The following is a 26043-nucleotide window of genomic DNA, read 5'->3' on the forward strand; positions in this document are numbered from 1 at the left end:
GCACCTGTGACAAGGAAGTGACGGCTAGGGTGGCGTAATACGCGTCAGCACGTAGGTGGCTCCTTATGGTTTGAGGCTGGTCAAAAAAAGAGCGCGAATTTTAGCATAAAACGTGCCAACTACAAGTGCTTTCCTCGCGCCGGTAAAAAGCTAATCGCCATGGTAGATAGTGCCAATAACAGCGTTGATATGATCAGGCAAGCAACCAGCCCCCATTGCTGATACACCCAACCGGATAAAACCGTACCTAATAGGCGTCCGGCGGCATTGGCCATATAATAAAAACCAACGTCCAGCGACACCCCGTCAGCGCGTGAATAAGCCACAATTAAATAACTGTGCAGCGACGAATTGATGGCGAACAAAATACCGAATAGCCCTAAGCCAATAGTAATGCTGTGAGCAATCGGTAAGTATTGCCAAAGTGCCAGGGCAAGCGCTAGCGGGCTCAGTGTCAGTAGGGCGTTCCATACCACCGCCTGAGCTTTGGGCACGTCCTGGCTACTTTTTGTGAATTTAGGAGCAACGCTTTGCACAAAGCCGTAGCCAATCACCCATAACGCCAAAAAGCTACCGACCTGCCAGTGACTCCAGTTGAGTTGACTGGCAAGAAATACAGGCAACGCAACCACAAACCAGACATCGCGGGCGCCAAAAAGTAAAAAACGCGCGCCCGATAGAATATTAATAGGCCGGCTTTTGGACAAAATGTCTTTAAACTTCGGTTTGAACTTGGCTTTGCCAGACTCTTTTTTCAGGAAGATCAAACTGCCTGTCCAGACAACAGCGAGCATTATTGCCATAGCCAGTACCGCGCCTTGAAAACCAATTAAGGTAAGGAGAAACCCGCCCAGGAAAAAGCCAACGCCTTTTAAGGTGTTCTTCGATCCCGTCAGTATCGCTACCCACTTGTACAACTGTCCTTGTTTGTCATCTGGCACCAATAGTTTAATGGTGCTTTTGGCACTCATTTTATTCAGGTCTTTGGCAATACCGGATAGCGCCTGAGCCGCCATCACCCAAATAACAGTGAGCATCGAACTGGGCACCAGCAGCATGGCGAGTGCCACAATTTGTATGCCGAGTCCAATGTTCATGGTGCGATTGAGTCCCCATCGAGCCCCCAGCCAGCCCCCAAACAGGTTGGTGACTATGCCGAAAAACTCATAGAACAGGAACAACATGGCGACTTCCAGCGCACTGTAGCCCAACTGGTGGAAGTGCAGCACCACCAGCATACGCAGCGCGCCGTCAGTCAGAGTAAAAGCCCAGTAGTTGCCCGTAACAATTAAGTATTGGCGTATTGCCGGCGACAGCTGGCTCAGCATTAACCGACCTTTTCGACCAGCTCAACCGCGCGGTTGGCATAACCCCACTCGTTGTCATACCAGGCGTAAATTTTTACATGCGTACCGTTAATGACTTTGGTGGACAGGGCATCGACAATGCTTGAGCGCGGATCAGTTTTGTAATCTATCGACACTAACGGGCGCTCTTCGTAACCCAGAATGCCTTTAAGCTCACCTTCTGCGGCTTCTTTCATCCAATCGTTAACCTCTTCAACAGAAGTGGCTTTTTCCACTTCGAATACACAGTCGGTTAACGATGCATTGGCTAAAGGAACACGTACCGCATGTCCATCAATTTTGTCTTTCAGCTCTGGAAAAATCTCCACAATAGCAGTAGCCGAACCGGTGGACGTCGGAATTAAACTCATGCCGCAGGCACGGGCCCGACGTAAGTCTTTGTGCGGCGCGTCCAGAATGGTCTGCGTGTTGGTTAAGTCGTGAATCGTGGTAATGGACGCGTGCTTAATACCAATTTTGTCTTGTAGTACTTTTACCACAGGCGCCAGACAGTTGGTGGTGCAGGAAGCCGCGGTGACTATTTGATGCTTTTCCGGGTCATAAAGGTGATCATTAACGCCCATGACAATATTCAAAGCGCCGGGCTCTTTAACCGGAGCGGATACTACAACTCGCTTAACGCCCTGTGACAGGTAATCGTTGAGCACCTTCACGGTTTTCATCTTGCCGGAGGCTTCTAAAACCACATCACAACCGCTCCAGTCGTTGTCAGCAATGGTTTTGTGTTGAGTGAAAGCGATACGTTCAGCGTCAATTTGAATGGCATTGTCCACACCTTCGGCTTCATAACCCCAGCGACCATGTACCGAATCAAAATTCAGCAAGTGCGCAAAAGTAGCCGCATCGGCACCCGGGTCATTGACCTGAACAATCTCCAGCTCAGGGTTTTCCCATGCTACACGTAAAGCGAGACGACCAATGCGACCCAAACCGTTAATTCCAACTTTAATTGTCATAAATGACTCCTTTCTAATACTTTAGGAGAGGAACTACCTCGAGAGCACTGAAGTAGGAGTAGATAGGGTAGGTTGCTCACTTGTAAGCGTTATGAATGTTGAGCCCCTTGTGTAGTAGCCTGATGCTATTGCATCAGGTGAGATATTTGAGCACCTCACCTGACGTGGAACGTCAGGCTACCTAGTCTCCGTCACAGGGGGCTTAATGTTCAAGCGAAACGAGTGACAACCTGCCCCTTTCCCCTAAAGCCCCAGCACGTCTTTACCTTGTTTGAAGGTCACGTCAACCGGAATGCCGGCGTCGGCGAGTTTATCTAAGTCAGCTTTTAACTGTGGGCTGACAACGCCAAGGGTTGCTACCAATTCAGCGACACCGTTGTAGTCTCCGTCGCCTTGCAGCGTCAGAATTTTTTCTGAAAGGCTGTTCATGGCGGCGCGCATTTTGTCCATATCAATAGCGTACTGGCCTTGTGCATTACGCTTGAATGCGCCTTCATCGGCAAAATAGTTGAATCGAATCATATTAGCTTTACCGTGGGCACTGGATGCACCAAAACGCACTGAACGGAAAATGCTCGCCATAAAGGTGGTGTAATAATCTTCCAATTCGCCTTCGGCTAAAACGCCTTGTTCAAACAATTGTGTGACCATGTAAAGCCCCAGAATATCGGCCTTGCCTTCCTCTAGCGCAGAAGCGTGTTCTTTCAATGCTGAACGCACTGTGCCTTTGTCATTTAGCGTGTTTTTAATGCCCAGGCCATGAGCCACTTCGTGGAACATGGTATTGGCAAAGAAGGCATTAAACGTAATGTTCTCGCGCTGTTCTGGCACAATCAGCTGTTCGGCAATAGGAACCAGAATTTTATCGAATTTAGCCTGCATGGCGTTTTTGAGCTGTAAGCGGCGGGTGCCTTTTTCCAGCTGAACTTCTTCGTCGTTAGGCAGGTTTATCGCAATCGTTTTGCTGCCCGCATTCGAATGACCAGCATAGTAAACCGCATCGTACGCATTTAGCTGGGCATTAGCGCCCGGCATTTCCGCTTTGTAAGCGTCTTCAACCGGCAAGCCGCGTTGTAATTCAGGCAAGTACTCGGCGTATTTTGCTAAGCGATCACTCCAGGCTTTGTCTTTAATCAAAACATAAGACTCAAATGCCGTTTTGTAGCCGTACAAGTGATCTTCGTAGTTCTCAATAGGACCAATAACCACATCAATCTCGTTGTCGGTCATGTCCATCCACGCCATATCAGACGGTTGGTATTCATTACTTAAAAACGCATCGGCACGTAAGCGCAGGTATTCGGCGAAGTCTTTACTTTCCGCGAGATCCGCCGCCTGGCGCAGTAACTCAGCTGCCTCGGTCAGTGACTCATTGAACGCTTCAGAGTAAGGAACTGTCATTAAGTCGCCGTTTTCATCACGGCGTAATAACGTGTAAAGACTGTCTTTGTTGGCTAAATCAGCGTTCTCAAACTCAACTTTGGTCATATCCTCCGGGTAGAAGTTGGCGCCGGCAGGCTTGTCGTCAAAGCCCGTTAAAAAAGGTTGATTGTTGTTGAGGCGATCCCACGGACCGTAGTTTATCACCGTGAACTCTTTAGCGCGTTCTTCTACCTTTGTCAGCAGCTTCTCTTTGTTTCCGGGGAATGCCTGCTGCCAAAATAGCTCGTCCATTATTTTCGACGCATCAATCAGTAAGCCGATCATTTTTTTCTGGTCGCTGGATAAATGCGACAGGTCACTGGTCAATTCATACGGCGTGTAAATATCGAGCCGGTGCTCTTTTCCTTCAATCAATTGGTAGCTTTTTGGAGCCGCGCTTTGGGTATCTTCAGTTGTTGATTGTTGACCGCAGGCGGCTATAGCAAGCGCTAACGGGGCAATAAAAAAGGCTGATTTTTTCATAATGATACTTTTGTCAAATTGAGTTGTTGGAAAGTTCTGTTAATCTACTGCTATGCCTGATTAGAAGCAATAGAATAACCATAAAAAAGGATCTCTCAATGGCATCGCAGAATGCGCTTTATTTACTCATTGATGAACGGTTACAGCGTGATGAACTAACGTTGCCCGGTTTGCCGAAAACGGCTGAGCAAGTGCGTAACGCAACACTTGATCCTGATTGCAACTTGCACGATTTGGCGCACATCATTCAACAAGATGCCGTATTGTCGGCTCGATTAATACGTCTGGCAAACAGTGCTTATCTGGGGGGCCGCAATAAAGCTGAAAGCCTGATGCAGGCGCTAACACGTATAGGTATGCGTCGAATTCGCACCTTGGCTTTTGCAATGGCCATGGAGCAGGTATTTGAGCCTGGCAACGACATTGTGAAGATGTTCTCAGAACAATATATCAAAGAGAGCAGAGAAATTGCCGCTGCATCGGTGGTTATCACGAAAGATCTTCAGCGCAGAGGAATAGGGCACCGGTTACACCAGGATGTCTCTTTGCTGGCAGGGATGGTATCCAGAATTGGCGTGACGCCTATTTTAAGAATGGCCAGTGAGTTTGAGGACAGTTTTGCCAATCCAACGTTTATTAACGAATGCATTTCACAGTTAAGTTCACCGCTGGGTACTAACATTTTGAAATACTGGCAATTCACACCAAATTTAGTGCAGGTACCGTTACATTTTAATAAAGGGCGCATGAATCTGGATGACGCCATTACTGTGAATTATTGCGATATTGTGCATTTAGCCAGTCTATTAACAGGCAATAACGCCAGTAAAAGACACAATGTTACCGTGGTGGAGTATGAATTAAGAGGGATTATAGAAAGCGAGGACTTCTGGCAGCAAGACTCAACTCAAGAGTCTTACCACCAGGTATTGGATTTATTTGGCTAATCCGGGTTATGCGAACGCTTTTTTCAAGTCATCGAATAACTGACCGGCTTCGCCACTAATTAAAGCGAAGTCGGCATCGACCTTTTCTTCTGGTGTTGGATCAACTAAATCGTCTTTTGCGTCTAACAACACGTCAGTCGGTTTGACACGTTTCAGCGCCATATCGGACTCAATAATGAACTCGAGATTTTCTTGCCAAACTAAGCCTAGTCGAGTCACTTGTTTGCCTGCGGTTAAATGGGCTTGAATGTCGTCACGAGTCAGGTCTTCCTGCTTACAGCGAATGATGCCACCGTCGGCCTGGGGTGAACGCAGCTCTGCTTCGTCGCCCAGTTCAAAAGGTGCAGGAATCTCTTGTTTTTGTAACCAGTCGGTCAAGTACACTTCAACGGCTTCAGACGGGCTGAAAGGTCTGACGGGTAAAGAGCCCACCGAGCCACGCAATAAACCGAGAAAGTCTTCCGCTTTATTTGCTGCAGATTCGTCAACCGCAATAAACTGTCGGTCTAAGTCAATATAGCCCCAGCTAAGACGAAAACGACTAAAGGCCTGTGGCAATAGCTGGTGAATCAAATCTTCTTTTAAGTTTTGTTTTTCTTTGCGCGGCACAGAGCGGCCTTCGGCTTCACTAATCTGACGAACTTTTTCATCGAGTTGTGCGTTGACGACCGTGCTGGGCAATACTTTCTCTTCACGCTTGGCACATAGCAGCCAACAGTTACCAACGCTGTGGGTTAACGTCTCGTTGTCCGGGCCAAAAGGGGAGAACCAGCCAAAACTGCTTTGTTCAGTTCGCGAACATGGGTGAAATGTATGTTCAGCTAGCTGCTCTGCAAAATCATCGGGTAATGAAAAAGTCTCACTGAAATGGTAAAAGCGAAGGTTTTTAAACCACATAAATTAGGGTTCCTGTCCGACATTAGAAACCCTGAATTGTATCGACTAACAACGTTGCTGTCAGTTTAAAACCTGTACAGGAAACGAAAAGGTGTAAGTTAGGCCGTGACCCGGTTCACTGGTGGCGTCAATATCGCCTTTCAGTGTTTGAGTAACCAAATTACGCACTATATGGGTACCCAAGCCACTGCCACCATCGTTGAGCTTAGTCGTAAAGAAAGGATCAAACAGCTTGCCGAGGTTCTCTTCAGACAGACCATTACCATTATCTTCGTAAACAACATGAAGCTCGCTGTCGCGCAGTTCGATATTGATGGTCATGGTACCTTGTTCAATGCCGTCAAAGGCGTGGCGTAACGAATTTAAAATTAAATTAGTGAATATCTGCGACAACGCGCCGGCAGGGCACCGAATAAATAAGTCATCGGCACAGTTGAGCTCAATTTTATGCAACGTTTTCTTCAAATGGGGCTGCAATGACTGAATCAACTCTTCTATGTAGCGCTTCACATTAATATCACGAATGGCGTCAGACGCCTGGTCGACTGCCACTTGCTTAAAGCTGCTGATAAGATCGGACGCTCTGTGCAAGTTGTTATCGAGTAGGCTTAAGCTTTCTCTGCCTTCCTCGATAAACTTTTGCAGTTGAGGCTGCGTCAGTTCTTTATTGCTTAACGCGGTATCCAGTGAATCTAACTTCTCACGCAGATATGAGGCTGCAGTCACACTGATCCCGATGGGTGTGTTCACATCGTGAGTAATGCCCGCGACAAGGCCCCCCAGTGACGCCATTTTCTCGGATTCAATCAGTTGCTGCTGAGTCTCGCGTAGGTGGTTCAGTGACGACTCGAGTCGCTGGTTAGACTGGCGCAAGGTATTTTCCATGGTGCGACGCTGACTAATTTCTCTTTCGAGTTTTTCCTGTCGCATTTCCAGCTCGTTTTTACGCTGCTCAAGGTCGAGCATCACCTGGCTCAAGCGAGAGGTTTTACGAGCCACTTCCTGCTCTAGAATCGCGTTCTGTTCATCCAGCTGCCGATTCGCTGCTTTCAGTTTATTTTGAGTACGGTCTAAATCGGCCTGGTACTCTTCAATATTATCGAGAAGTTGGTTGTAAGCCTGCTCAATCAGTACCAGTTCGTTATTATGCTGGTCTTTTAAGCGGATCCGCGAACGCTCCAGGTTGTCCAGCCTGAAGCTTTTTATTTGCTGTGTTAAGTCATTGAGAGGGCGGCTTAGCATACGGCTGAAGGCGACCGTAAACAGAATAATTAAGAAGGTACTTTTTATGAGTGCGTTACCAATAATAAAGCCCAGGCTGACTTTAATCCGGTCAATAGCAATGTCGCGCGTTGAAAACAGGCTAACGTCACCGACTTTTGTAGAGTGCCCGGAAAACTCGAAAATAAGTGAACTGTGGTAGCCAAAAACACCATTACGTTCAGGGAGTAAAACGCCCTCACTCGTTTCTTCCGGTAAGTCAGACATTTCCGAGGTTTCGCCCAGTTGTACCAAAATATTACCGGCGTCATCACGAATTAATACACCGGCAATAGCCGGAATACCAATGAGACCGTCTGCAATACTGTCAATTTGATCGCTATTAAACTCCCACAGCGAGCGTGTCAGAGAGCCATTAAACGTGCGTTGTTGGTTTTGAAGCTCGGCAATGAGTATGCGTTTGGTATCAAAGTATTCCGCACCAATTTGTACTGCGGTAACAATAAATGTCAGTACAAAATAAACGGACAGAACCCGTGTCAGTAGTGATGATGAAATACTTTTGATGGCCATATATGAGGTGTGCGTAAGATTTTTGTAAATATAAGCTTAAACTAAATCATTGCTGTTAATAACGCAATAAAGCAAAGCGCTCCCTCGGAAGCAATTGACACAAAACTGACACACTTTGGTCATCAAGCTGTCACTAAAACTCACTAAAGTTGCCACAAATTAATTCACAAGGGTCATAACTTATGAAGTTCATTACCTCGGCTGGCGCTTTGGTTTTAAGTTCTGCGCTTTTAGCGCAAGCGCACTCAGCTCCATTACAAGAGCAAGACAAGCTTGAACCGGTTGTTGAACAAGCCTCTTCAATTAACCAGTCTGCACGTCAATCGCAACTGACCATCGATCAAATCTCAGACAACATGCAAGAGCGCTTGCAGCAGTATAAACGCATCATGAAGGAAATTGATGGTTTAAAAGTGTATACCGCGCAGCTCGAACAGCAAATCAATAATCAGCAACAGGAAAAGCAAGACATCAACGACTCAATAGACAAAGTCAGTTATGTCGAGCGTCAAATTACTCCACTGATGCTGCGCATGATCGACTCTCTCGAGTCTTTTGTTGAGCTGGACGTTCCCTTCCTGCAAACCGAGCGTAACGAACGTTTAGCGCAATTAAACGACTTGATGGAGCGCGCCAACGTCGATGTTTCTGAAAAGTTCCGCCGTGTTATGGAAGCGTATCAAATAGAAGCAGACTACGGCCGCAACATTGAAGCCTACACTGCAGAACATGAGATTAACGGCCAACAGCAAGACGTCACTTTCCTGCGCATTGGTCGGGTCGCGCTTATTTATAAAACCCGCGACGGTCAGCACCTGGGTATCTGGAACCAACAGGAGCGCAACTGGCAAGAGCTCGATAGTAAGCACTTACCTGCCGTTGAAGAAGCTATCCGTATAGCCCGAAAACAGTTAGCACCGGACATGCTGATGATGCCTGTCTTCGCTAACAAAGCCGCTACCAACACCGCTGCTGGTCAATAAGGAGTCACACACATGAAGCTAACACAACGCATTGTCCAGTGGTTCTCGGTGATTGCGCTGGCAGCGACCTCAAGCGCTGCACTAGCCGCGCCGCTGCCGCAAGAGCCGATTAACTTAGATCAATTACTACAGCAATTAGAGCAAGGCAAGTTCTCGCAATCAGAGAGTAATAAGCAACGTGAACAGCGTTTCCGCGAAAAAGAGCAAGAGCAAAAAGCCATGCTCGAAGACGCGATTGCTCAAAGAAACCAGCTGGAGCAACGCGCCGGGCAGCTGGAAACGAACTTTGAACAGAACGAAGTCGACTTAGGCAACTTAAGCGACACGCTGACCCAGCGCATGGGCTCACTCAAAGAGCTGTTCGGTGTGTTACAGCAGGTGGCGAATGACGCATCAGGCAAGTTCGACAACTCGGTTATTTCAGCTCAGTATCCGGGTCGCTCCGAAGCGCTTAAGCAGCTGGCAGAAAACATGAGCTCGTCATCGAAACTGGCGTCCATTGAAGACATTGAAAGCGTCTGGTTTGCTCTGCAAAAGGAAATGACCGAGTCGGGTAAAGTGGCGGAGTTTACGACAGAGGTAACAGCAGCCAACGGCGACAAAGCGGAGCAAGAAGTGGTTCGCGTAGGTGCCTTTAACCTGGTTTCAAACGGCAAATACTTAGAACGTATGAGCTCAACCGGCTCTGTGGCAGAGTTGGTGCGTCAGCCGTCTGGTCGTTATTTGGACACTGCGGAAGAGATTCAGAAAACCGACAGTGGGGTTGTCACTTTCGGTCTTGATCCGACAGGCGGCTCCATCCTTGGTCTATTAGTTCAGGCACCAAGCCTAGGTGAGCGCATCGACCAGGGTGGTACCGTGGGTTATATCATTCTGGCGCTGGGCGCTATTGGCTTGCTGTTCGCGTTAGAACGTTTCGTGTCACTGATGTTGCTGGGCAACAAAGTGAAGCGTCAGCTTAAGAAAGACAAGCCAAGCCAGGACAACCCGCTTGGTCGAGTCATGCTGATTAAAGACAAGTACCCGCAAGCCGACACCGAAACGCTGGAGTTGAAGCTTAGTGAAGGTATCTTGCGCGAAGTTCCTAAAATAACGCGCAACCTGACGTTCATAAAAATCATTTCTGTGGTCGCTCCGTTGATGGGTCTGTTGGGTACCGTGACCGGTATGATCAATACCTTCCAGGCGATAACGCTGTTCGGCACAGGTGACCCGAAACTGATGGCAGGTGGTATCTCACAAGCCCTGGTAACAACCGTACTTGGCTTGGTGGTCGCAATACCCATGACCTTACTGTTTGCCACCTTACACACTCGCAGTAAAAACCTGATTCACATATTGCAGGAGCAGGCGTCCGGCATTATTGCGGAGCGCTCAGAGCGAGGAGAGTAACCGTGTTATTTCTCATCGAGTTTAATAATGCGATTAGAGATTTCATCGAGGCCGGCGGGCAAGTCCTGCTGGTCATCGGAATCCTCATTTTTAGTATGTGGTTAATGATTATCGAGCGCATTTTTTACTACCTGAAAGGGCATCGTGCGCGCGTTAAAGACACGCTAAAGCGCTGGCAGCAACGTGAAGACAAGTCGTCCTGGAACGCAGAGCAAATTCGTCAGGCGATGATCTCACGCGTCAGTCTGGCATTGGGCGGCAATTTGCCGGTCATTAAAGCTCTGGTTGCCTTATGTCCTTTATTAGGGCTCATGGGCACCGTGACCGGCATGATTGAAGTGTTCGACGTTATGGCAGTAACCGGAACTGGCAGCGCCCGCTCGATGGCATCGGGCGTATCAAAAGCCACTATCCCGACAATGGCGGGCATGGTTGGCGCACTGTCCGGCGTATTCGCCGCCACCTGGCTACAGCGCACCACCCGTCGCGAGCGCATGAAGCTGGAAGACAAAATACTTTTAGAGCGTCACTAAGGTGGGGCTGAGGAAATAACTATGAAACAGCATTTTGCCAACTTAATTGAAGAAGAAGAGAGCAACATCGACATGACGCCCATGCTGGATGTGGTGTTCATTATGCTGATTTTCTTCATTGTTACCGCATCTTTTGTCAAAGAGGCGGGTATCGATGTAAACCGCCCTGACGCAGCAACAGCGGTGCAAAAAAACCGTGCCAATATTCTGGTTGCCATTAGTGACAACAACGAAATTTGGATAAACAAGCGTCAGGTTGATGTGCGTGCGGTGCAGGCCAATATCGAGCGCTTATACGCAGAGAACCCGCAAGGTTCTGTGGTGATTCAGGCCGACGAAGAGTCGAACACACGTGTCCTCATTAAAGTAATGGACGCAGCGCGAGCCGCTGGTGTTTATGACGTATCTGTTGCAACCGACGAAGAGTAACCCGCAATGAGACTTTTGGCAGCATTATTGGTCGCCGCGTTTGTCACTATTGGACTGTTTTACTTAATGCAGTCGCTAATAAGCGGTGGCGAAGGGGCAATGAGCGAGCCGCCGCGAGGCAGTGTGCTGGACTTTGTGCGCACACCAGAGCCTGAAGAAGTACAGGAGAAAGAGCGCAAGCCAGAGCGCCCACCAGAGCCTGAACAGCCGCCCGAAGACTTACCGCAACCGCAAGTGGACAACGATATTGCCGATGCTGATAGCGGCTCGGGTTATGACTTCTCGGCCAGTATGGATGCCGGCGCTGACATTGGTAATGGCATGTCATTGCAAGCCAGCGACGGTGAATATCTGCCTATTGTAAAAGTGCAGGCGGCTTACCCTCGACGTGCTTTACAGCGTGGCATCGAAGGTTATGTGGTGGTGGAATTTACTGTGACCAAACAAGGTTCAGTGCGCGATCCTGTCGTTGTTGAGGCCGAGCCGGAAGGCATTTTTGATCAGGCCGCCATGGATGCGGTGCTGAAATTCAAATACAAACCACGGGTCATTGATGGTGAAGCGGTTGAAGTTGACGGAGTCAGAAACCGCATGACCTTTGAAATGAACTAATTGGGTGACTTATGAACATGAAATTTGTGGTTATTGCCGCCTTAAGTGGCTGGATAGCATTAACGCAGCCCCTTCTTGCACAACAAAGAGGTGCGCAACAAACCGAACGTGTGCCAGCACTGCGCGAAAAAGTATATGGTCAGCTGGCTCGGGCGCAGGAACAAGCCGACAACGGTAATGTTCAGGAAGGGCTCAGCATACTGTCAGACATTGAAGGTAAAGCCGACAGTATGAACAGTTATGAACGTGCCATGCTCTGGAACTTCTATGGTTTTATGTATTACGAGCAGGATCAAATAAGCCAGGCCATTAACTATTTTGAGAAAGTCGTGAATGAATCGCCAATTCCCGAGTCGCTCAAAAAAAGTACCCTGTTCAGCCTGGCTCAGCTGGCGTTAAGCGAAGGTCAGTATCAACGCTCCGTAGAATTTCTGGGGCGCTGGGAAGCGTTGGCCGAACAAGACGAGCTGGGCAAAGCCTGGGTATTAAAAGCGCAAGCCTTTTATCAGTCGGGAGACTTTACTAAAGCGCTGCCGCTTATTGATAAAGCCATTGCTAACGCCGACGCCAACAATAAAACGCCCGACGAAAACTGGTTAATACTCAAACGTGCACTGCACTATGAACTGGAGCAAACTGAACAAGTCGCCAAAGTCATGGAACGCCTGGTCACTGACTACAGTAAACCGGAATACTGGCTGCAACTGGCAGGCGTTTACGCGCAACTGGAGCAGGACAAAAAACAGTTAGCGGTTTTGGAAGCGGCGAATCAACAAGGATTTATTGAAAAAGCCAGCGACTGGCGTCAGCTCGCACAAGCGTACTACTTTAATGAACTGCCGTTTAAAGCAGCTGAGACATTAAGCAACGCCATGCAAAAAGGAACGGTTGAAACGAACGTAGACAACCTGAAGTTTGTGGCACAAGCCTACGCTCAGGCAAAAGAGTACGAATTGGCCATTCAGGCCTATGAGAAAGCGTCAGAGCAGGTCGACCATGGCGACTTTGCCGCGCAAATTGCACAACTGCATTTAAACCTGAACAATAATGACCAAGCCATTAAGTACGTTGAACTAAGCCGTAATAAAGGCCAGGTTTCAAACCCGGGACATTTGCATTTAGTAGAAGGAATGGCGGCGTTAAATTTAAAAGACTACAAACTGGCGCTACAAGCCTTTGAACAGGCAAGCGAATATGAAAAAACAGCAGCAACAGCAAAGCAGTGGTTGAAGTACGCAAAGGCACAACACCGACAAAAGGAGCAGTTGGCTTCGTTAATTGACTTATAGCTGTCATAAAGCTGTAACAAAAAAGACATAGAATTGACTCATGGCAGAAAAATAACTGCAATAATTCTTATCGTGTCTATAATGCGGTTAAGAATTGGGCAGTTGGGTTATAAGTTAATGAGGGTTCTATGAAAAAGTCTTTAATTGCGTTGTTAATTGCTGGTGCGACTTTCCCGGCGTTTGCGAACGATGACGGTACGTTAACCGTTTACGGTCGAGCTAATGTATCGTTACAAAGCAATGATACAGGAAACGGCTCTGACACCGACGTTGTTAGCAACTCGTCGCGCTTTGGTTTTAAAGGCGCGGCTGAACTGAAAAATGATTTAGAAGTTTTTTACCAGCTTGAGTTTGGTGTTGACTTAGCGGACTCCAGTGATGATAAAGATGCCGTAACTAACCGTAACCAAATCGTCGGTTTACGCGGCAACTTTGGTGAAGTCATGATAGGTCGTTACGACACTTTCCTGAAAGACTCGCAAGGCTCTATCGATGCGTTTAAAGATTACGAAGCGGATTTAAAAAGTTTATTCGTTGGTGAGGAGCGTCCGGACAACACCGTGACCTATTACTCGCCAACCTACAATAACTTCACGTTCGGTGTTACCTATATCGCCTCTGGCAGCGATGCGCAGGAAGACGGCGTGTCGATGGGGTTACTGTACGGTGACGACAAACTGAAGAAAACGCCGTTTTACGCTGCTATTGCGGTTGACCGTGACGTTGACGGTTACGACACTGAACAGTTAAGCGTCCACACTAAATTAGGTGGCTTCAAACTAGGCGCTGCGCTGCAGCAGTTTGAAAGCACCGACGGTCTGGAAGACGGTGACGGTTACTTACTGAGCGCAACCTACCCAATCGATAACTGGGTATTAAAAGGTCAGTACCAGTCGGTCGATGAAAGTGGTGAAAGCGATGCGTCGTTCTCATTCGGTGCGGACTACCACTTTACCGGCGATACTCGTGTATACGCATGGTACACCGGTCGTGAGTGTGACATAGCCACCTACGAAAGCCGCGGCTGCGGTGCAACACCAGGCGCAGAGCAAGACTTCTTCGCTGTTGGCATTCGCCACGACTTCTCCTGGTAAGCGTCTAACAAAGACTGATGTAGCCTGATCGTCTCGGTCAGGCTACACTATAGGCGTCACTCTCAACCTCTGTATTTATCATGACCAACCTGGCGGTACTTGGCTTTTACCTACTTATTGGTTTTATTCTAAAACGCTCCGGGAAGTGCCCCGACAACACGGCCGAAGTTCTCAATTTATACGTTATTTATGCCGCGCTACCCGGCGTTATTTTCAGCAAAGTACCAGGCCTTGAATTTTCCACTGACTTACTTATTCCGGTTATTACTCCCTGGGTACTTCTTACGTTCAGCGCAGTGTTTATCTTCCTTATTGGCAGGGCACTGAAATGGCGCAAAGAAATTATCGGCGCCCTGTTAGTTTGTGTTCCTTTAGGGAATACTTCTTTCTTCGGTTTTCCGATGATAGAAGCTTTTTACGGCAGTGACGCGATAGCCTATGGCTTGCTCTATGACCAATTTGGCTCTTTCTTCGGTTTAGCTATTTACTCAACCGTTATTATTGCGCTTTACAAAGACCAGAACGAGACGCCAACCATAACAGGCGTATTGAAAAAAATTGTGACGTTCCCGCCATTTATTGCGTTAGTGCTGGCGCTCTTGACCAAAAACCTGAATTATCCTGATGTTTTTCAGCGCTTGATTGAGTCATTAGCCGTTACGCTAGTGCCGGTCATTATGATAGCCGTGGGTTTTCAGCTGAAGTTCCGTTTACCCAAGGGCAGTAAAACACCATTGGCCATTGGCTTGTTAACCAAGCTGGTACTCATGCCGGCAGTTGCTATGTTACTGCTGTTCAGTTTTGGGTTTGATAACACATTGATTCAGGTCACCGTTTTTGAAGCTGCCATGCCACCAATGATAACCGCAGGAGCGGTCGCTATTATGGCCGGGTTAGCACCGCGGCTGTCAGCTGCTATGGTCGGTTATGGCATATTGTTGGCTTTTATCACGCTGCCGTTAACCTATGAATTAATGCAGTATTTGGCCTAAAACAATAGAAATTTTACAGCAATGTGTCGCTGGTCATAAAAATGTCATATTCTTTAGTAATAATTGGCTCAACTGATCCAATAAGGGACTAAACACATGTCGCGTAGAATTCTAATTGTAGAAGATGAAGCACCTATTCGTGAGATGTTGAGCTTTGTTATGGAGCAACACGGCTATCAAGCAGTCGAAGCTCATGATTTTGACGCCGCTGTCGGTAAAATTGCCGAGCCATACCCCGACATGGTATTGCTTGACTGGATGCTTCCCGGTGGCTCAGGCATTCAACTCGCCAAAAAAATTAAAGGCGATGACTTCACCCGCAATATTCCTATTATTATGTTGACCGCTCGTGGTGAAGAAGAAGATAAAATTAAAGGGCTGGAAGTAGGGGCCGACGACTATATTACTAAGCCGTTCTCGCCAAAAGAGCTCATGGCTCGCATGCGTGCCGTATTTAGACGTGTTGCGCCAACAGTATTAGACGAGCCATTGGAAGTTGAAGGGCTTAAGCTGGACCCCGTATCGCACCGCATTTCAGTCGCCGACAACAGCGTCGACATGGGGCCAACTGAATTTAAGCTCCTGCACTTTTTTATGACACACCCAGAGCGGGTGTACAGCCGCGAACAGTTGCTGGACCACGTGTGGGGCACAAACGTGTACGTTGAAGACAGAACGGTTGATGTCCACATTCGCCGCTTACGCAAAGCTCTGGCTGACCATGGTTACGACCGTTTAATCCAGACCGTTCGTGGAGTTGGTTATCGTTTCTCAAGTCGCTAACAGCGGGTCTGCTTGATATGGACAGAGACTATTCAAACTGGCAGTCGCTGCGTAATCTCGCTCTCTTTTTGCTGCCGTTTATTTTTGTTGGTTGGCTGTTCGATGTTCTCTGGCCACTGCTGACGTTTGCCTTACTGGGCCTGGTTTGCTGGCATTACTTTTATCAGCAAAAGCTCATTAAGTGGCTGTGGCAAAGTCGTACGCTCATGCCGCCATCGGCGCCGGGTAGCTGGTCCTATATTTACGACGGCATTTATCGTTCGCAACGGCGCAGTCAAAAGCGGCGCAAGTCGTTAGCCCGTTTGTTAAGACGCTTCCGGGAGGCGGCAGAAGCATTGCCGGACGCAGCTATTGTGTTTCGTGCAGACGGTGCTCTGTTGTGGAGCAACAAACTCGCGCAATTTTATTTTGGCCTTCGTTGGCCGGACGACGCAGGACAACGACTTTCCAACCTTATTCGTCATCCGGAATTCTCGGTATACCTTAGTAAAGGGCAGTTTGACGATGCTTTGACGATACCCTCACCGGTGCGTGACAGTCTCGACATCGAAATTCGCATTATGCCTTACAGCGAAGACCAGTACCTATTAGTCGCACGCGATGTTACCCAGGTTAAACGCCTGGACTCTATGCGGCGTGAATTTGTTGCTAACGTATCGCACGAATTAAAAACGCCACTGACTGTGTTGCAGGGTTATCTGGAAATGATGGAAGAGCCGGAGCAAACACCACCGGCGATGCTAAAAAAAGCAGTCGAGAACATGAATGCACAAAGTGATCGCATGGCCAATCTGGTTGACCAACTACTGGTTCTGTCACGCATGGAAACGCCAAGTGATGATGTGTTTGATCACGAAGTTAACGTACCTGCTTTACTGGAACAACTGCAAACAGAAGCTCATCGCCTCAACGAACAGAAGCAGCATAACCTTATATTCAAGGTTGACCCTATTCGTATCTATGGCAAAGAGTCATTGCTGCGCAGCGCCATGCAGAACCTGATCACGAACGCCATTCGTTACACGCCGGAGGGCGGCGAAATAGAGGTGTGCTGGAAAGAAACCTCAGGTGGTGTCGAGTTCAGTGTCACCGATAATGGCAAAGGCATACCCGCGCAGCACCTACCGCGATTGACTGAACGTTTTTATCGTATTGATGAAGACCGTAACAGTGCCAGTGGTGGAACTGGGCTGGGGTTATCTATTGTGAAACAAGCCATCGAACATCATAACGCTCAACTGGATATTAGCAGTACACCGGGCAAAGGCAGTTGTTTTGCATTTCAACTGCCGCACGGATTAATTAAGTCATAAATTTTTCACATTGTCATAAAGCTGTCACAAATCGTTCTTAAACTACTTATCATCGAAGAACGATTCCTTGAATTTAGACAAAACCCACAGAGGTGAAAAACATGTTTCAATCAACTTTGAACAAGACATTAACTGGTTTAGTCGCAGCGGGCACGTTACTGTTCAGCTCGCTGGCAGCAGCAATTGACGACCTACCAGAGTACGAAAAAGTCAGCGGTTTATCAGGCAACCTATCGTCAGTGGGCTCTGACACCCTGGCCAACATGATGACGTTCTGGGGCGAAGAGTTTAAGCGCATGTACCCAAGCGTTAACATTCAAATTCAAGCGGCAGGCTCTTCAACTGCGCCGCCGGCATTAACCGAGGGGACGTCAAGCTTTGGCCCAATGAGCCGCGCTATGAAGTCAAAAGAAATTGAAGCGTTTGAGAAGCGTCACGGCTACAAGCCAACCCCAGTGCGAGTTGCTATCGATGCGTTAGCGGTTTTCGTACATAAAGACAACCCAATTGAAGGTTTATCCATTGCGGAAGTCGACGCAATATTCTCGTCAACTCGTAAATGTGGTGCGAACCAGCAAGTCAACCGTTGGAGTGATCTGGACTTAGGCGGTGACTGGGCTAACCGCGACTTACAGCTTTACGGCCGTAACTCGGTATCCGGTACTTATGGTTACTTTAAAGAAGTGGCACTGTGTGACGGTGACTTCCGTGCAAACGTCAACGAACAACCCGGCTCAGCGTCAGTTGTTCAGTCAGTCTCTACATCACTGAATGCGATTGGTTACTCAGGTATTGGTTATGTCACCTCGGGTGTGAAAGCGGTACCGATTGCTAAGGGCGACGGCGACGACTTTATTGAAGCGTCACGTGAAGCCGCATTGGCAGGCAAATATCCGCTGGCACGTTTCCTCTACGTATACGTGAACAAGCACCCGAACAAACCATTAGGTAAAGCAGAAGCTGAGTTCATGAAAATGATTCTGTCAAAACAAGGCCAGGACATTGTGAACAAAGACGGCTATATCGGCTTGCCGAAGCAAGTGGTCGAAGCAGAGCTGAAAAAACTCGGCCTTAGTCACTAAAAAATTACGTCATAACAAAGCCGGTAGTTCTTTGAAACTGCCGGCTTTTTTCTATTTTGACAGTTTGGTGAAGAAAATATGACGGTACTGTAACAGTACTGTCATAAAACTTTACTACACTATCACTCAGTTAAATTTGAAGTCATTTTAGAGTCCGAGGTCACAATGGCAACACAATCTGCCCAACAGCTGTCGGCCAATCGCATGCGATTGTTCAAAGACCGTTTCGCACGTTATGGCGTAACGGCTGGCGGCGTTATGGTATTGGTCGCACTGCTTTTGATCTTCTTTTACCTGCTTTATGTGGTGCAGCCGATATTCGAGTCGGTGAGCTTGAAAAAAGTGAACAGTTTTAACTTGCCTGAGGCGGGGCAAGTTGAAGCGGTTGGTATGGAAGAGCAGGCAGAAATTGGTTATCGCTTTTTACAAAGCGGTGAGCTGCAGTTTTTCTCGCTTATCAACAAAAACGATCGTCGTTCAGGTGACATATTACTGAGTGAGACCTTTGTGGGCTCAGAAGACATCACCAGCTTTGCTAAGACTCTGCCAGTGAATAAGCAATACGCTTATGGGTTAGCGTCGGGTGAAGCGCTGGTTGTTGAGCCTAAGTTCTCCGTTACTTTTCCGGAAACGGCGGCAACTTCCGTAACCGATAAAGTGGAACGGCTTATTACGCCAAGGTTTGAAGTGAAAAACGACGGCGAGCCATTAGTTATTGATGAACAAGGCCGGGCACTTGAGAAACTGGCTTATGAGACCGACGGCGACGGTATGTTATTTGCTGCCGCCGTTGAAAAAAGCACTTTGTTGATCACGCACTTTGTTGCCGAAGAAAACTTTATGACAGGCGCCGTCACATTGACGCCGAACTACACCGAAGTTCCTTTAAATACCGCTATTGATGACCTGGTTGTGACGCCAGACTTACGACAGGTTATTGCTCGCCGTGGCAACCGTGTGCATGTATTTGATATCTCGATTAGCGGTAACGTTACTGAGCGTGAATTGTTGCCTATGCGTACGCGCGAGCTGGGTAATGCTACCGGCATGTATCTATTGGCTGGCGCGTCATCGGTATTGTTAACCCACGACTCGGGCAAAGTCTCACAATGGTTTGAAGTACCGGGTGACGACGGACGCCAGTATCAATTTATTCGTAGCTTCGACGCCGGTTCACCGGTAACTAACGTTGAAGTCGAATATTATCGCCGTACGTTCTACACGTTATCTGAAAACGGTGACATGAACATTTTCCACACCACGGCAGAAGCTGACTTATACCGAGGCAAACCCGCCGATGCGGAAGTTCAAGCTGTCATGGTCGATCCGCGAGCCAATTACCTATTAATGAAAACAGCAGACGGTTATGGCCTTTATGATGTCGATAACGAACACCCGGAAGTCAGCTGGAGCGGTTTGTGGCAGGAAGTCTGGTACGAAGGTTACCCTGAACCAGACTACACTTGGCAGTCAACGTCAGGTTCTGACGACTTTGAGTCTAAGTTCAGTTTGGTACCTATTTCGTTCGGTACGATAAAGGCCGCCGCTTACGCGATGCTATTTGCGGTGCCGATTGGCTTAGCCGCAGCGGTTTACACGGCGTATTTTATGTCGCCATCGGTGCGTAAGTACGTTAAACCGACCGTGGAAATTATGGAGGCATTGCCAACGGTTATTCTTGGTTTCCTTGCGGGTTTATGGTTGGCCCCTTTAGTGGAGGCCTACCTCCCGGGGTTTGTCGCCGTGCTACTACTGGTGCCACTGGCCGTTATCTTAATGGCGGCGCTTTGGAGCCAGTTGCCGACTCATATTAAGAGCAAGGTGAATGACGGCCGTGCTGCGGTACTGCTTATTCCTGTTGTTTTGGCGGTGGGCTGGTTCTCCTTTGAAATAAGCACTTGGGTTGAGCACGTGGTGTTTGACGGTGATGCCCGTCGTTTTATCACCAATGAACTGGGCGTTACCTTCGACCAACGTAACTCGCTGGTGGTGGGTATTGCGATGGGCTTTGCGGTTATCCCAACCATTTTCTCCATCGCTGAAGATGCCGTATTCAGCGTACCTAAGCACTTGTCCAACGGTTCATTAGCACTGGGCGCTACGCCGTGGCAAACGTTGACCAAAGTGGTGTTACTTACTGCCAGTCCGGGAATTTTCTCGGCAGTGATGATGGGGCTTGGTCGTGCTGTGGGTGAAACCATGATAGTGCTCATGGCCACGGGTAACACGCCTATTATGGACTGGAACATTTTCGAAGGTATGCGCACCTTGTCTGCCAACATTGCGGTTGAAATGCCAGAGTCGGAAGTGGGCAGCTCGCATTACCGTATTTTGTTCCTGGCAGCCTTTGTGTTGTTCATATTCACCTTCTTCTTTAACACCATTGCTGAATTTGTGCGCCAACGCTTGCGCGACAAATACAGCTCAATGTAATCCGCGGAATTGAGGTTTAACGATGAAAAAGTGGTTTAGAACCGGAAAACCCTGGATTTGGCTAACGGCTGGCTCGGTCAGCGTCAGTCTAATTGCCGTCATTGGGCTGGTTATCATGATTGGCTGGCGCGGTTTGTCATTCTTCTGGCCATCCGCCATTCATGAAATGGACATTATGCAGGCCGATGGCAGCACCAAGCACATTATTGGTGAGGTGTACGACTCGGAAGTGGTTCCGACCACTCGCTTGCCTCAGTCAATGATTGAGCTAGCCGACATAGAGTCAGAAACCGTCACGCGTTACCTCATGAAAATTGGTAACCGCGAATACGTGCCGCTCGACTTTACCTGGGTACTGGAGTCACTGGTTACTGAAGACACCACGCCAAAAGACATGGCGGTCATTGAGCGCAGTAAAGACGGTAACTTCTACGGTCGCATTACTGCCGTGACCGAAAATGGTGACGTTGTTGCGTCGCAAAGTGACGACAACTTTCGTGAAGTCATGTTCGCACGGGTTGAACGAGCGGTCGAGCTGAATGAACAAGCCATGAGTTTACAGGAAGGCGAAATATCGTCTATTAACTACCAGTTGAATGAGCTCACGCTGGAACGCCGTCGCCTGGAGTTACAGGGCGAATTAACCGATCAGGCTATCGCCGAACTGCAGGCACAGCGCGAACAATTAAATGCCGATTATCAGGTTTACGAAAAAGAGCTGTTCGACTTACGTGAGCAGGCACAGCGCGACGCGTTAGTGGTTAAAGACTTTCGTGGCGAAGACGTCAAAGTGCCAATGTACCGGGTGTTGGACGTTAACTTCCCAAACGACATGGGCTTTTTCGCCAAGCTGGGGCACTTTTTCCAGCAAATTGGCAAGTTTGTGAGTGAAGATCCACGTGAAGCTAACACCGAAGGCGGTGTATTCCCTGCTATTTTCGGTACCGTCTTTATGGTGCTGCTAATGTCCATTATTGTCACGCCGTTTGGTGTTGTGGCAGCGGTTTACCTGCACGAATATGCAGGAAAGAACCCAGTCACCAAGCTCATTCGCATTGCGGTTATTAACCTGGCGGGTGTACCGTCGATTGTTTACGGGGTGTTTGGCCTTGGCTTCTTCGTATACATGGTCGGTGGCAGTTTGGACCAAATTTTCTATCCGGAAGCGCTGCCGAACCCAACCTTTGGGACGCCGGGTGTGTTGTGGTCGGCGGTTACCTTGGCAATTTTGACATTGCCGGTAGTTATCGTCTCAACCGAAGAAGGTTTGTCACGTATTCCGTCGTCGTTGCGAGAAGGCAGCTTGTCGCTAGGCGCCACTAAGTGGGAAACCATTTGGCGTATTGTTTTGCCGATGGCGTCACCGGCTATTATGACGGGGCTTATTTTGGCTGTTGCACGAGCCGCGGGTGAAGTCGCACCGCTCATGCTGGTGGGTGTGGTGAAGTCGGCGCCGATGCTGCCGGTTGATGGCAACTTCCCGTACTTACATTTAGACCGTAAGTTTATGCACTTAGGCTTTCATATTTACGACGTTGGCTTCCAAAGCCCGAACGTTGAAGCGGCACGGCCGCTGGTTTACGCCACCTCATTTTTACTGATTACCGTCATTGTGGGTCTGAACCTGACGGCCATTGGTGTGCGTAACCATTTACGTGAAAAATACCGCTCACTTGAGCACTAAAGTTTACAAAGAAGATTTTGATGAATTAGCGAAAGGGTCAGAATTTATGATTTCGGTAAACCCGAGTACAAGCAACATGGAAAAGCTGGACTTACACAACTTGCCAGCTGAGCAAACCGCGTTGGATATTAAGAACCTGGACTTATATTACGGTGAAGATCAGGCGTTGCATGATATTTCCATGCGCATTCCAAAAAATCGCGTCACGGCGTTCATCGGGCCGTCAGGTTGCGGTAAATCGACACTGTTGCGGTGCATTAACCGCATGAACGATCTGGTGGAAATTTGCCGTATTGACGGCGAAATAGAGCTGCACGGCCAGAACATATACGACAAAAACGTTGATGTTGCTGCGCTAAGACGCCGCGTTGGTATGGTGTTTCAGCGTCCTAACCCGTTTCCTAAGTCCATTTATGAAAACGTGGTCTATGGCTTGCGCTTGCAAGGCGTAAAAGATAAACGTGTATTAGACGAAGCGGTAGAAACGTCGCTTCGCGGCGCGGCTCTGTGGGACGAGGTTAAAGATCGTCTGAACGCCAGTGCGTTCAGTCTGTCGGGTGGTCAGCAGCAACGTTTGGTTATCGCGCGCTCTATTGCTATTGAACCTGAAATTTTACTGCTCGACGAGCCAACCTCAGCGCTTGACCCAATTTCTACGTTAACGATTGAAGAGCTTATTACCGAGCTGAAAGAAAAATTCACAGTGGTAATTGTTACCCATAACATGCAGCAGGCGGCGCGTGTGTCAGACCAGACCGCATTTTTGTACATGGGTAAAATGATAGAATACGCAGACACTGACACGTTATTTACGACACCGTCGGAAAAGCAAACCGAAGACTACATTACCGGTCGTTACGGCTAAGGAGAGTGTTATGGATAAAATGAACATGAGTAAGCACATTTCCGGTAAGTTCAATGAAGAGCTTGAGGCTGTGCGTAACCGGGTATTGAGCATGGGCGGAATGGTCGAGCAGCAAATAAGCGATGCGCTGGAAGCCATTCAAAAAGGCAACGTTGAGCTGGCAGAAAAAGTCCTGAGCAGTGACCACAAAATTAATAAGCTGGAAGTGCAGATTGATGAAGAGTGTGTGCACATTATTGCGAAACGTCAGCCGGCAGCCAGTGACTTACGTTTGGTCATTGCTATTATCAAAACCATTGCCGACTTAGAGCGCATTGGTGACGAAGCGGAGCGTATTGCCAAAGTAGCAAAAGAGAGCTTCAACAAAGATCAGCAGCAGTTGTTAGTGAGTCTGGAGAACTTAGGTCAGCACATTCTCAGCATGCTGCGCAAAGTGCTCGATGCCTTTGCACGTATGGACCTGGAAGCGGCCTACGACGTACACCAACAGGACGAGCAGGCCGACCGCCAGTACGAAGCACTGACGCGTCAGCTAATGACTTACATGATGGAAGACTCACGCTCGATACCGAAGATTATGGATGTACTGTGGTCAGCGCGTTCATTAGAGCGCATGGGTGACCGTTGTCAGAACATTGCCGAGTACATTATCTTCTTTGTAAAAGGCAAAGACGTGCGCCATGTCTCACCGGAGAGCATGGAACGCACGGTTTTGGGGAAAAAAGCTGACTAAAACAGACGCCGGGCTCGAATGGTGCCCGGAATGTCTTTCAGTTGTTGCAGGATATCGGCGCCATTGTCGCTGTCGATATCCATCACAACGTAACCGACCGTCTCGTCGGTTTGTAAATACTGACCCGCCACGTTTATTTGGTTGTCACTAATAATACGGTTAATGGCATTCAGCATACCTGGCTGGTTTTTGTGAATATGAAGCAACCGCTGTGTGGTCGCGTGTGTGGGTAAACTGACTTCCGGGAAGTTTACTGCAGACAACGTTGAACCATTATCAGAATAACGCACCAGCTTACCGGCTACTTCCACACCAATGTTTTCCTGCGCTTCCAGGGTTGAACCGCCAATGTGTGGCGTCAGCAGGCAGTTTTTCAGACCACGCAGCGGCGACACAAACTCATCGTTATTGCCTTTCGGCTCAACCGGGAACACATCAATGGCAGCACCGGCAATATGGCGCGAAGACAGGGCGTCAGCCAACGCGTCAATATCCACGACTGTGCCGCGCGACGCGTTAATCAATAAACTGCCGGGCTTCATTCGCTCTATTTGACGGCGGCCTATCATCCACTGGGTTTGTTCGGTTTCCGGTACATGCAGTGTCACAATGTCTGCTTGCGCTAATAAATCATCGAGCGTGGCCACTGACTGAGCGTTGCCCATTGGCAGCTTGTCTTCCACATCGTAGTAGCGAATGTGCATGCCTAATTGCTCGGCAAGCACACTTAACTGACTGCCAATGTGACCATAACCAATAATGCCCAGTATTTTACCGCGCGCTTCAAAAGACTGTTTCGCCGATTTTAGCCAGCCACCTTCGTGAGCCACTGCGTTCTTTTCAGGAATACCGCGTAGCAGCATAATAATTTCAGCCAGCACTAACTCCGCCACACTGCGAGTATTGGAAAACGGCGCGTTAAATACAATAACACCGTGCTTTTTCGCTGCCTCAAGGTCGACCTGGTTGGTGCCAATGCAAAAACAACCGACCGCGATGAGTTTCTCTGCTGCCGCAAAGACCCGCTCATTTAACTGGCTGCGCGAGCGTATGCCGACAATGTGCGCGTCTTTAATTTTCTCACACAGTTCGTCTTCGTTAAGTGATGTCTGCAAAATCTCTAAATTGGAATAACCGTGATGCCGAAACAGCTGTATGGCACTGTCGTGCACACCTTCTAACAATAAAACTTTTATCTTGTCTTTCGACAATGACTTTTGCATTAGCCTGCTACCTTAAGAGTTTCAACGCCGTCTTCGCGTGCAATCAGCGCCACGTCGGCGCCACGCTGCGCGAATAAGCCGTTAGTGACTACGCCGACAATATTGTTCAGGTCAGACTCAAGCTCCATGGGTTTCATAATGTCCAGGTTGTGGACATCAAGTATCCAGTTGCCGTTGTCAGTGGTAAAGCCCTGACGCCAGACCGGGTCACCGCCTAACTTGACGATTTCCCGCGCCACATAAGAGCGCGCCATAGGAATCACCTCAACCGGTAACGGGAAACGACCCAGCAAGCCCACACGTTTACTGTCGTCGGCGACACAAACGAACTTGTCCGCCACCGCCGCAATAATCTTCTCGCGGGTTAATGCTCCACCGCCGCCTTTTATCATTTGGCCGTGCTCGTTAATTTCGTCGGCACCGTCAACGTAAATAGGAATGTCGGCAACTGAGTTTAAGTCAAATACCTCAATACCATGGGCTTTTAAGCGTTTGGTCGATTCCTCAGAACTTGATACCGCACCTTCAATATCGTCTTTCCGCTTGGCCAGCTCATCAATAAAGAAATTGACAGTGGAACCGGTACCAACACCGACAACAGTGCCGTTTTCAATGTATTGCATAGCTGCTTCTGCAGCGGCTTTTTTGAGTGAATCTGCATTGCCTGACATGGTAAAACTCCCCGTTTGACTTTTAGCGTCAGTATAAGGTTTTTGTTGGTTTTTATCGAACGCTTT

Annotated in this window: 23 protein-coding genes; 16 read left to right on the top strand and 7 right to left on the bottom strand. The window is 48.4% G+C overall.

Going from position 1 to position 26043, the window contains the following annotated elements; translation table 11 throughout:
• Positions 1 to 119 precede the first annotated feature (119 nt).
• The 3 genes from arsJ to CWC33_RS08025 form a co-directional block, all read right to left on the bottom strand.
• Complete coding sequence (gene arsJ / locus CWC33_RS08015; protein WP_100691513.1) at positions 120 to 1328, bottom strand: organoarsenical effux MFS transporter ArsJ; 1209 nt, start codon at positions 1326 to 1328, stop codon at positions 120 to 122.
• Entirely contained in the window at positions 1328 to 2323 is a 996-nt protein-coding gene (locus tag CWC33_RS08020; protein WP_100691514.1) for an ArsJ-associated glyceraldehyde-3-phosphate dehydrogenase, read from the bottom strand. The genes arsJ and CWC33_RS08020 overlap by 1 nt, the downstream gene beginning before the upstream one ends.
• Positions 2324 to 2566: 243 nt before the next feature.
• The gene (locus CWC33_RS08025) at positions 2567 to 4228 is read right to left on the bottom strand and encodes a dipeptidyl-peptidase 3 family protein (RefSeq protein ID WP_088767530.1); all 1662 of its coding nucleotides are present in this window, start codon (positions 4226 to 4228) and stop codon (positions 2567 to 2569) included.
• A 98-nt stretch (positions 4229 to 4326) separates the two neighbouring features.
• Here CWC33_RS08025 and CWC33_RS08030 point away from each other — a divergent pair, with 98 nt between their 5' ends.
• Positions 4327 to 5175, top strand: coding sequence for an HDOD domain-containing protein (locus CWC33_RS08030; protein ID WP_100691515.1), 849 nt, complete (start codon positions 4327 to 4329; stop codon positions 5173 to 5175).
• 6 nt (positions 5176 to 5181) lie between these two features.
• Here CWC33_RS08030 and rdgC read toward each other — a convergent pair whose 3' ends face one another.
• Both rdgC and CWC33_RS08040 read right to left on the bottom strand, forming a co-directional pair.
• Positions 5182 to 6072 (bottom strand): recombination-associated protein RdgC, encoded by an 891-nt coding sequence (gene rdgC, locus CWC33_RS08035; RefSeq protein ID WP_100691516.1) that lies wholly within the window; start codon positions 6070 to 6072, stop codon positions 5182 to 5184.
• A gap of 60 nt (positions 6073 to 6132) precedes the next feature.
• The gene (locus CWC33_RS08040; RefSeq protein WP_100691517.1) at positions 6133 to 7866 is read right to left on the bottom strand and encodes a sensor histidine kinase; all 1734 of its coding nucleotides are present in this window, start codon (positions 7864 to 7866) and stop codon (positions 6133 to 6135) included.
• 182 nt (positions 7867 to 8048) lie between these two features.
• Between CWC33_RS08040 and CWC33_RS08045 the strand changes: the two genes are divergently transcribed.
• The 15 genes from CWC33_RS08045 to phoU all read left to right on the top strand — a co-directional run bounded on the left by CWC33_RS08045 (position 8049) and on the right by phoU (position 24083).
• Entirely contained in the window at positions 8049 to 8849 is an 801-nt protein-coding gene (locus tag CWC33_RS08045) for a DUF3450 domain-containing protein (protein ID WP_100691518.1), read from the top strand.
• Positions 8850 to 8861: 12 nt separating this feature from the next.
• A complete protein-coding gene (locus tag CWC33_RS08050; protein WP_100691519.1) occupies positions 8862 to 10241 on the top strand; it encodes a MotA/TolQ/ExbB proton channel family protein in 1380 nt (459 codons plus the stop codon).
• A gap of 2 nt (positions 10242 to 10243) precedes the next feature.
• Positions 10244 to 10774 (top strand): MotA/TolQ/ExbB proton channel family protein, encoded by a 531-nt coding sequence (locus tag CWC33_RS08055; protein ID WP_100691520.1) that lies wholly within the window; start codon positions 10244 to 10246, stop codon positions 10772 to 10774.
• Positions 10775 to 10795: 21 nt separating this feature from the next.
• The gene (locus CWC33_RS08060) at positions 10796 to 11203 is read left to right on the top strand and encodes an ExbD/TolR family protein (RefSeq protein WP_053953732.1); all 408 of its coding nucleotides are present in this window, start codon (positions 10796 to 10798) and stop codon (positions 11201 to 11203) included.
• 6 nt (positions 11204 to 11209) lie between these two features.
• Positions 11210 to 11815, top strand: a complete 606-nt coding sequence (locus CWC33_RS08065; RefSeq protein ID WP_100691521.1) for an energy transducer TonB — start codon at positions 11210 to 11212, stop codon at positions 11813 to 11815.
• Positions 11816 to 11826: 11 nt separating this feature from the next.
• Positions 11827 to 13104 (top strand): tetratricopeptide repeat protein, encoded by a 1278-nt coding sequence (locus tag CWC33_RS08070; RefSeq protein WP_100691522.1) that lies wholly within the window; start codon positions 11827 to 11829, stop codon positions 13102 to 13104.
• Between the two features lie 128 nt (positions 13105 to 13232).
• Positions 13233 to 14198: a porin gene (locus CWC33_RS08075; protein WP_100691523.1), complete on the top strand. Its 966-nt coding sequence runs from the start codon at positions 13233 to 13235 to the stop codon at positions 14196 to 14198.
• A gap of 80 nt (positions 14199 to 14278) precedes the next feature.
• A complete protein-coding gene (locus CWC33_RS08080; protein WP_100691524.1) occupies positions 14279 to 15190 on the top strand; it encodes an AEC family transporter in 912 nt (303 codons plus the stop codon).
• A gap of 96 nt (positions 15191 to 15286) precedes the next feature.
• Positions 15287 to 15973 carry a phosphate regulon transcriptional regulator PhoB gene (phoB, locus tag CWC33_RS08085; RefSeq protein ID WP_100691525.1) on the top strand — a complete coding sequence of 229 codons (687 nt, stop codon included), beginning with the start codon at positions 15287 to 15289 and terminating at the stop codon, positions 15971 to 15973.
• A 17-nt stretch (positions 15974 to 15990) separates the two neighbouring features.
• Complete coding sequence (gene phoR, locus CWC33_RS08090; protein WP_100691526.1) at positions 15991 to 17286, top strand: phosphate regulon sensor histidine kinase PhoR; 1296 nt, start codon at positions 15991 to 15993, stop codon at positions 17284 to 17286.
• 101 nt (positions 17287 to 17387) lie between these two features.
• Positions 17388 to 18368, top strand: a complete 981-nt coding sequence (locus tag CWC33_RS08095; RefSeq protein ID WP_100691527.1) for a PstS family phosphate ABC transporter substrate-binding protein — start codon at positions 17388 to 17390, stop codon at positions 18366 to 18368.
• A gap of 165 nt (positions 18369 to 18533) precedes the next feature.
• The gene (locus CWC33_RS08100; protein WP_100691528.1) at positions 18534 to 20801 is read left to right on the top strand and encodes an ABC transporter permease subunit; all 2268 of its coding nucleotides are present in this window, start codon (positions 18534 to 18536) and stop codon (positions 20799 to 20801) included.
• Positions 20802 to 20823: 22 nt separating this feature from the next.
• Positions 20824 to 22485: a phosphate ABC transporter permease PstA gene (gene pstA / locus CWC33_RS08105; protein ID WP_100691529.1), complete on the top strand. Its 1662-nt coding sequence runs from the start codon at positions 20824 to 20826 to the stop codon at positions 22483 to 22485.
• A 46-nt stretch (positions 22486 to 22531) separates the two neighbouring features.
• Entirely contained in the window at positions 22532 to 23350 is an 819-nt protein-coding gene (gene pstB, locus CWC33_RS08110) for a phosphate ABC transporter ATP-binding protein PstB (protein WP_088769337.1), read from the top strand.
• 10 nt (positions 23351 to 23360) lie between these two features.
• Positions 23361 to 24083: a phosphate signaling complex protein PhoU gene (gene phoU / locus CWC33_RS08115; RefSeq protein WP_088767546.1), complete on the top strand. Its 723-nt coding sequence runs from the start codon at positions 23361 to 23363 to the stop codon at positions 24081 to 24083.
• On the opposite strand, the gene serA is transcribed toward phoU, so the two are convergent.
• Together serA and rpiA are read right to left on the bottom strand one after the other, a co-directional pair.
• Complete coding sequence (gene serA, locus CWC33_RS08120) at positions 24080 to 25306, bottom strand: phosphoglycerate dehydrogenase (protein WP_100691530.1); 1227 nt, start codon at positions 25304 to 25306, stop codon at positions 24080 to 24082. The two genes, phoU and serA, sit on opposite strands and share 4 nt — an antisense overlap.
• Positions 25306 to 25977 carry a ribose-5-phosphate isomerase RpiA gene (gene rpiA / locus CWC33_RS08125; RefSeq protein ID WP_088767548.1) on the bottom strand — a complete coding sequence of 224 codons (672 nt, stop codon included), beginning with the start codon at positions 25975 to 25977 and terminating at the stop codon, positions 25306 to 25308. Before rpiA ends, serA begins: the two co-directional genes overlap by 1 nt.
• Positions 25978 to 26043 lie beyond the last annotated feature (66 nt).

This window comes from Idiomarina sp. X4 (assembly GCF_002808045.1).
GTDB lineage: Bacteria > Pseudomonadota > Gammaproteobacteria > Enterobacterales > Alteromonadaceae > Idiomarina.

Coding starts and splice junctions, on each gene's coding strand:
- arsJ (WP_100691513.1), bottom strand. CDS start 1,328: ATGCTGAGCCAGCTGTCGCCGGCAATACGCCAATACTTAATTGTTACG.
- CWC33_RS08020 (WP_100691514.1), bottom strand. CDS start 2,323: ATGACAATTAAAGTTGGAATTAACGGTTTGGGTCGCATTGGTCGTCTC.
- CWC33_RS08025 (WP_088767530.1), bottom strand. CDS start 4,228: ATGAAAAAATCAGCCTTTTTTATTGCCCCGTTAGCGCTTGCTATAGCC.
- CWC33_RS08030 (WP_100691515.1), top strand. CDS start 4,327: ATGGCATCGCAGAATGCGCTTTATTTACTCATTGATGAACGGTTACAG.
- rdgC (WP_100691516.1), bottom strand. CDS start 6,072: ATGTGGTTTAAAAACCTTCGCTTTTACCATTTCAGTGAGACTTTTTCA.
- CWC33_RS08040 (WP_100691517.1), bottom strand. CDS start 7,866: ATGGCCATCAAAAGTATTTCATCATCACTACTGACACGGGTTCTGTCC.
- CWC33_RS08045 (WP_100691518.1), top strand. CDS start 8,049: ATGAAGTTCATTACCTCGGCTGGCGCTTTGGTTTTAAGTTCTGCGCTT.
- CWC33_RS08050 (WP_100691519.1), top strand. CDS start 8,862: ATGAAGCTAACACAACGCATTGTCCAGTGGTTCTCGGTGATTGCGCTG.
- CWC33_RS08060 (WP_053953732.1), top strand. CDS start 10,796: ATGAAACAGCATTTTGCCAACTTAATTGAAGAAGAAGAGAGCAACATC.
- CWC33_RS08065 (WP_100691521.1), top strand. CDS start 11,210: ATGAGACTTTTGGCAGCATTATTGGTCGCCGCGTTTGTCACTATTGGA.
- CWC33_RS08070 (WP_100691522.1), top strand. CDS start 11,827: ATGAACATGAAATTTGTGGTTATTGCCGCCTTAAGTGGCTGGATAGCA.
- CWC33_RS08075 (WP_100691523.1), top strand. CDS start 13,233: ATGAAAAAGTCTTTAATTGCGTTGTTAATTGCTGGTGCGACTTTCCCG.
- CWC33_RS08080 (WP_100691524.1), top strand. CDS start 14,279: ATGACCAACCTGGCGGTACTTGGCTTTTACCTACTTATTGGTTTTATT.
- phoB (WP_100691525.1), top strand. CDS start 15,287: ATGTCGCGTAGAATTCTAATTGTAGAAGATGAAGCACCTATTCGTGAG.
- phoR (WP_100691526.1), top strand. CDS start 15,991: ATGGACAGAGACTATTCAAACTGGCAGTCGCTGCGTAATCTCGCTCTC.
- CWC33_RS08095 (WP_100691527.1), top strand. CDS start 17,388: ATGTTTCAATCAACTTTGAACAAGACATTAACTGGTTTAGTCGCAGCG.
- CWC33_RS08100 (WP_100691528.1), top strand. CDS start 18,534: ATGGCAACACAATCTGCCCAACAGCTGTCGGCCAATCGCATGCGATTG.
- pstA (WP_100691529.1), top strand. CDS start 20,824: ATGAAAAAGTGGTTTAGAACCGGAAAACCCTGGATTTGGCTAACGGCT.
- pstB (WP_088769337.1), top strand. CDS start 22,532: ATGATTTCGGTAAACCCGAGTACAAGCAACATGGAAAAGCTGGACTTA.
- phoU (WP_088767546.1), top strand. CDS start 23,361: ATGGATAAAATGAACATGAGTAAGCACATTTCCGGTAAGTTCAATGAA.
- serA (WP_100691530.1), bottom strand. CDS start 25,306: ATGCAAAAGTCATTGTCGAAAGACAAGATAAAAGTTTTATTGTTAGAA.
- rpiA (WP_088767548.1), bottom strand. CDS start 25,977: ATGTCAGGCAATGCAGATTCACTCAAAAAAGCCGCTGCAGAAGCAGCT.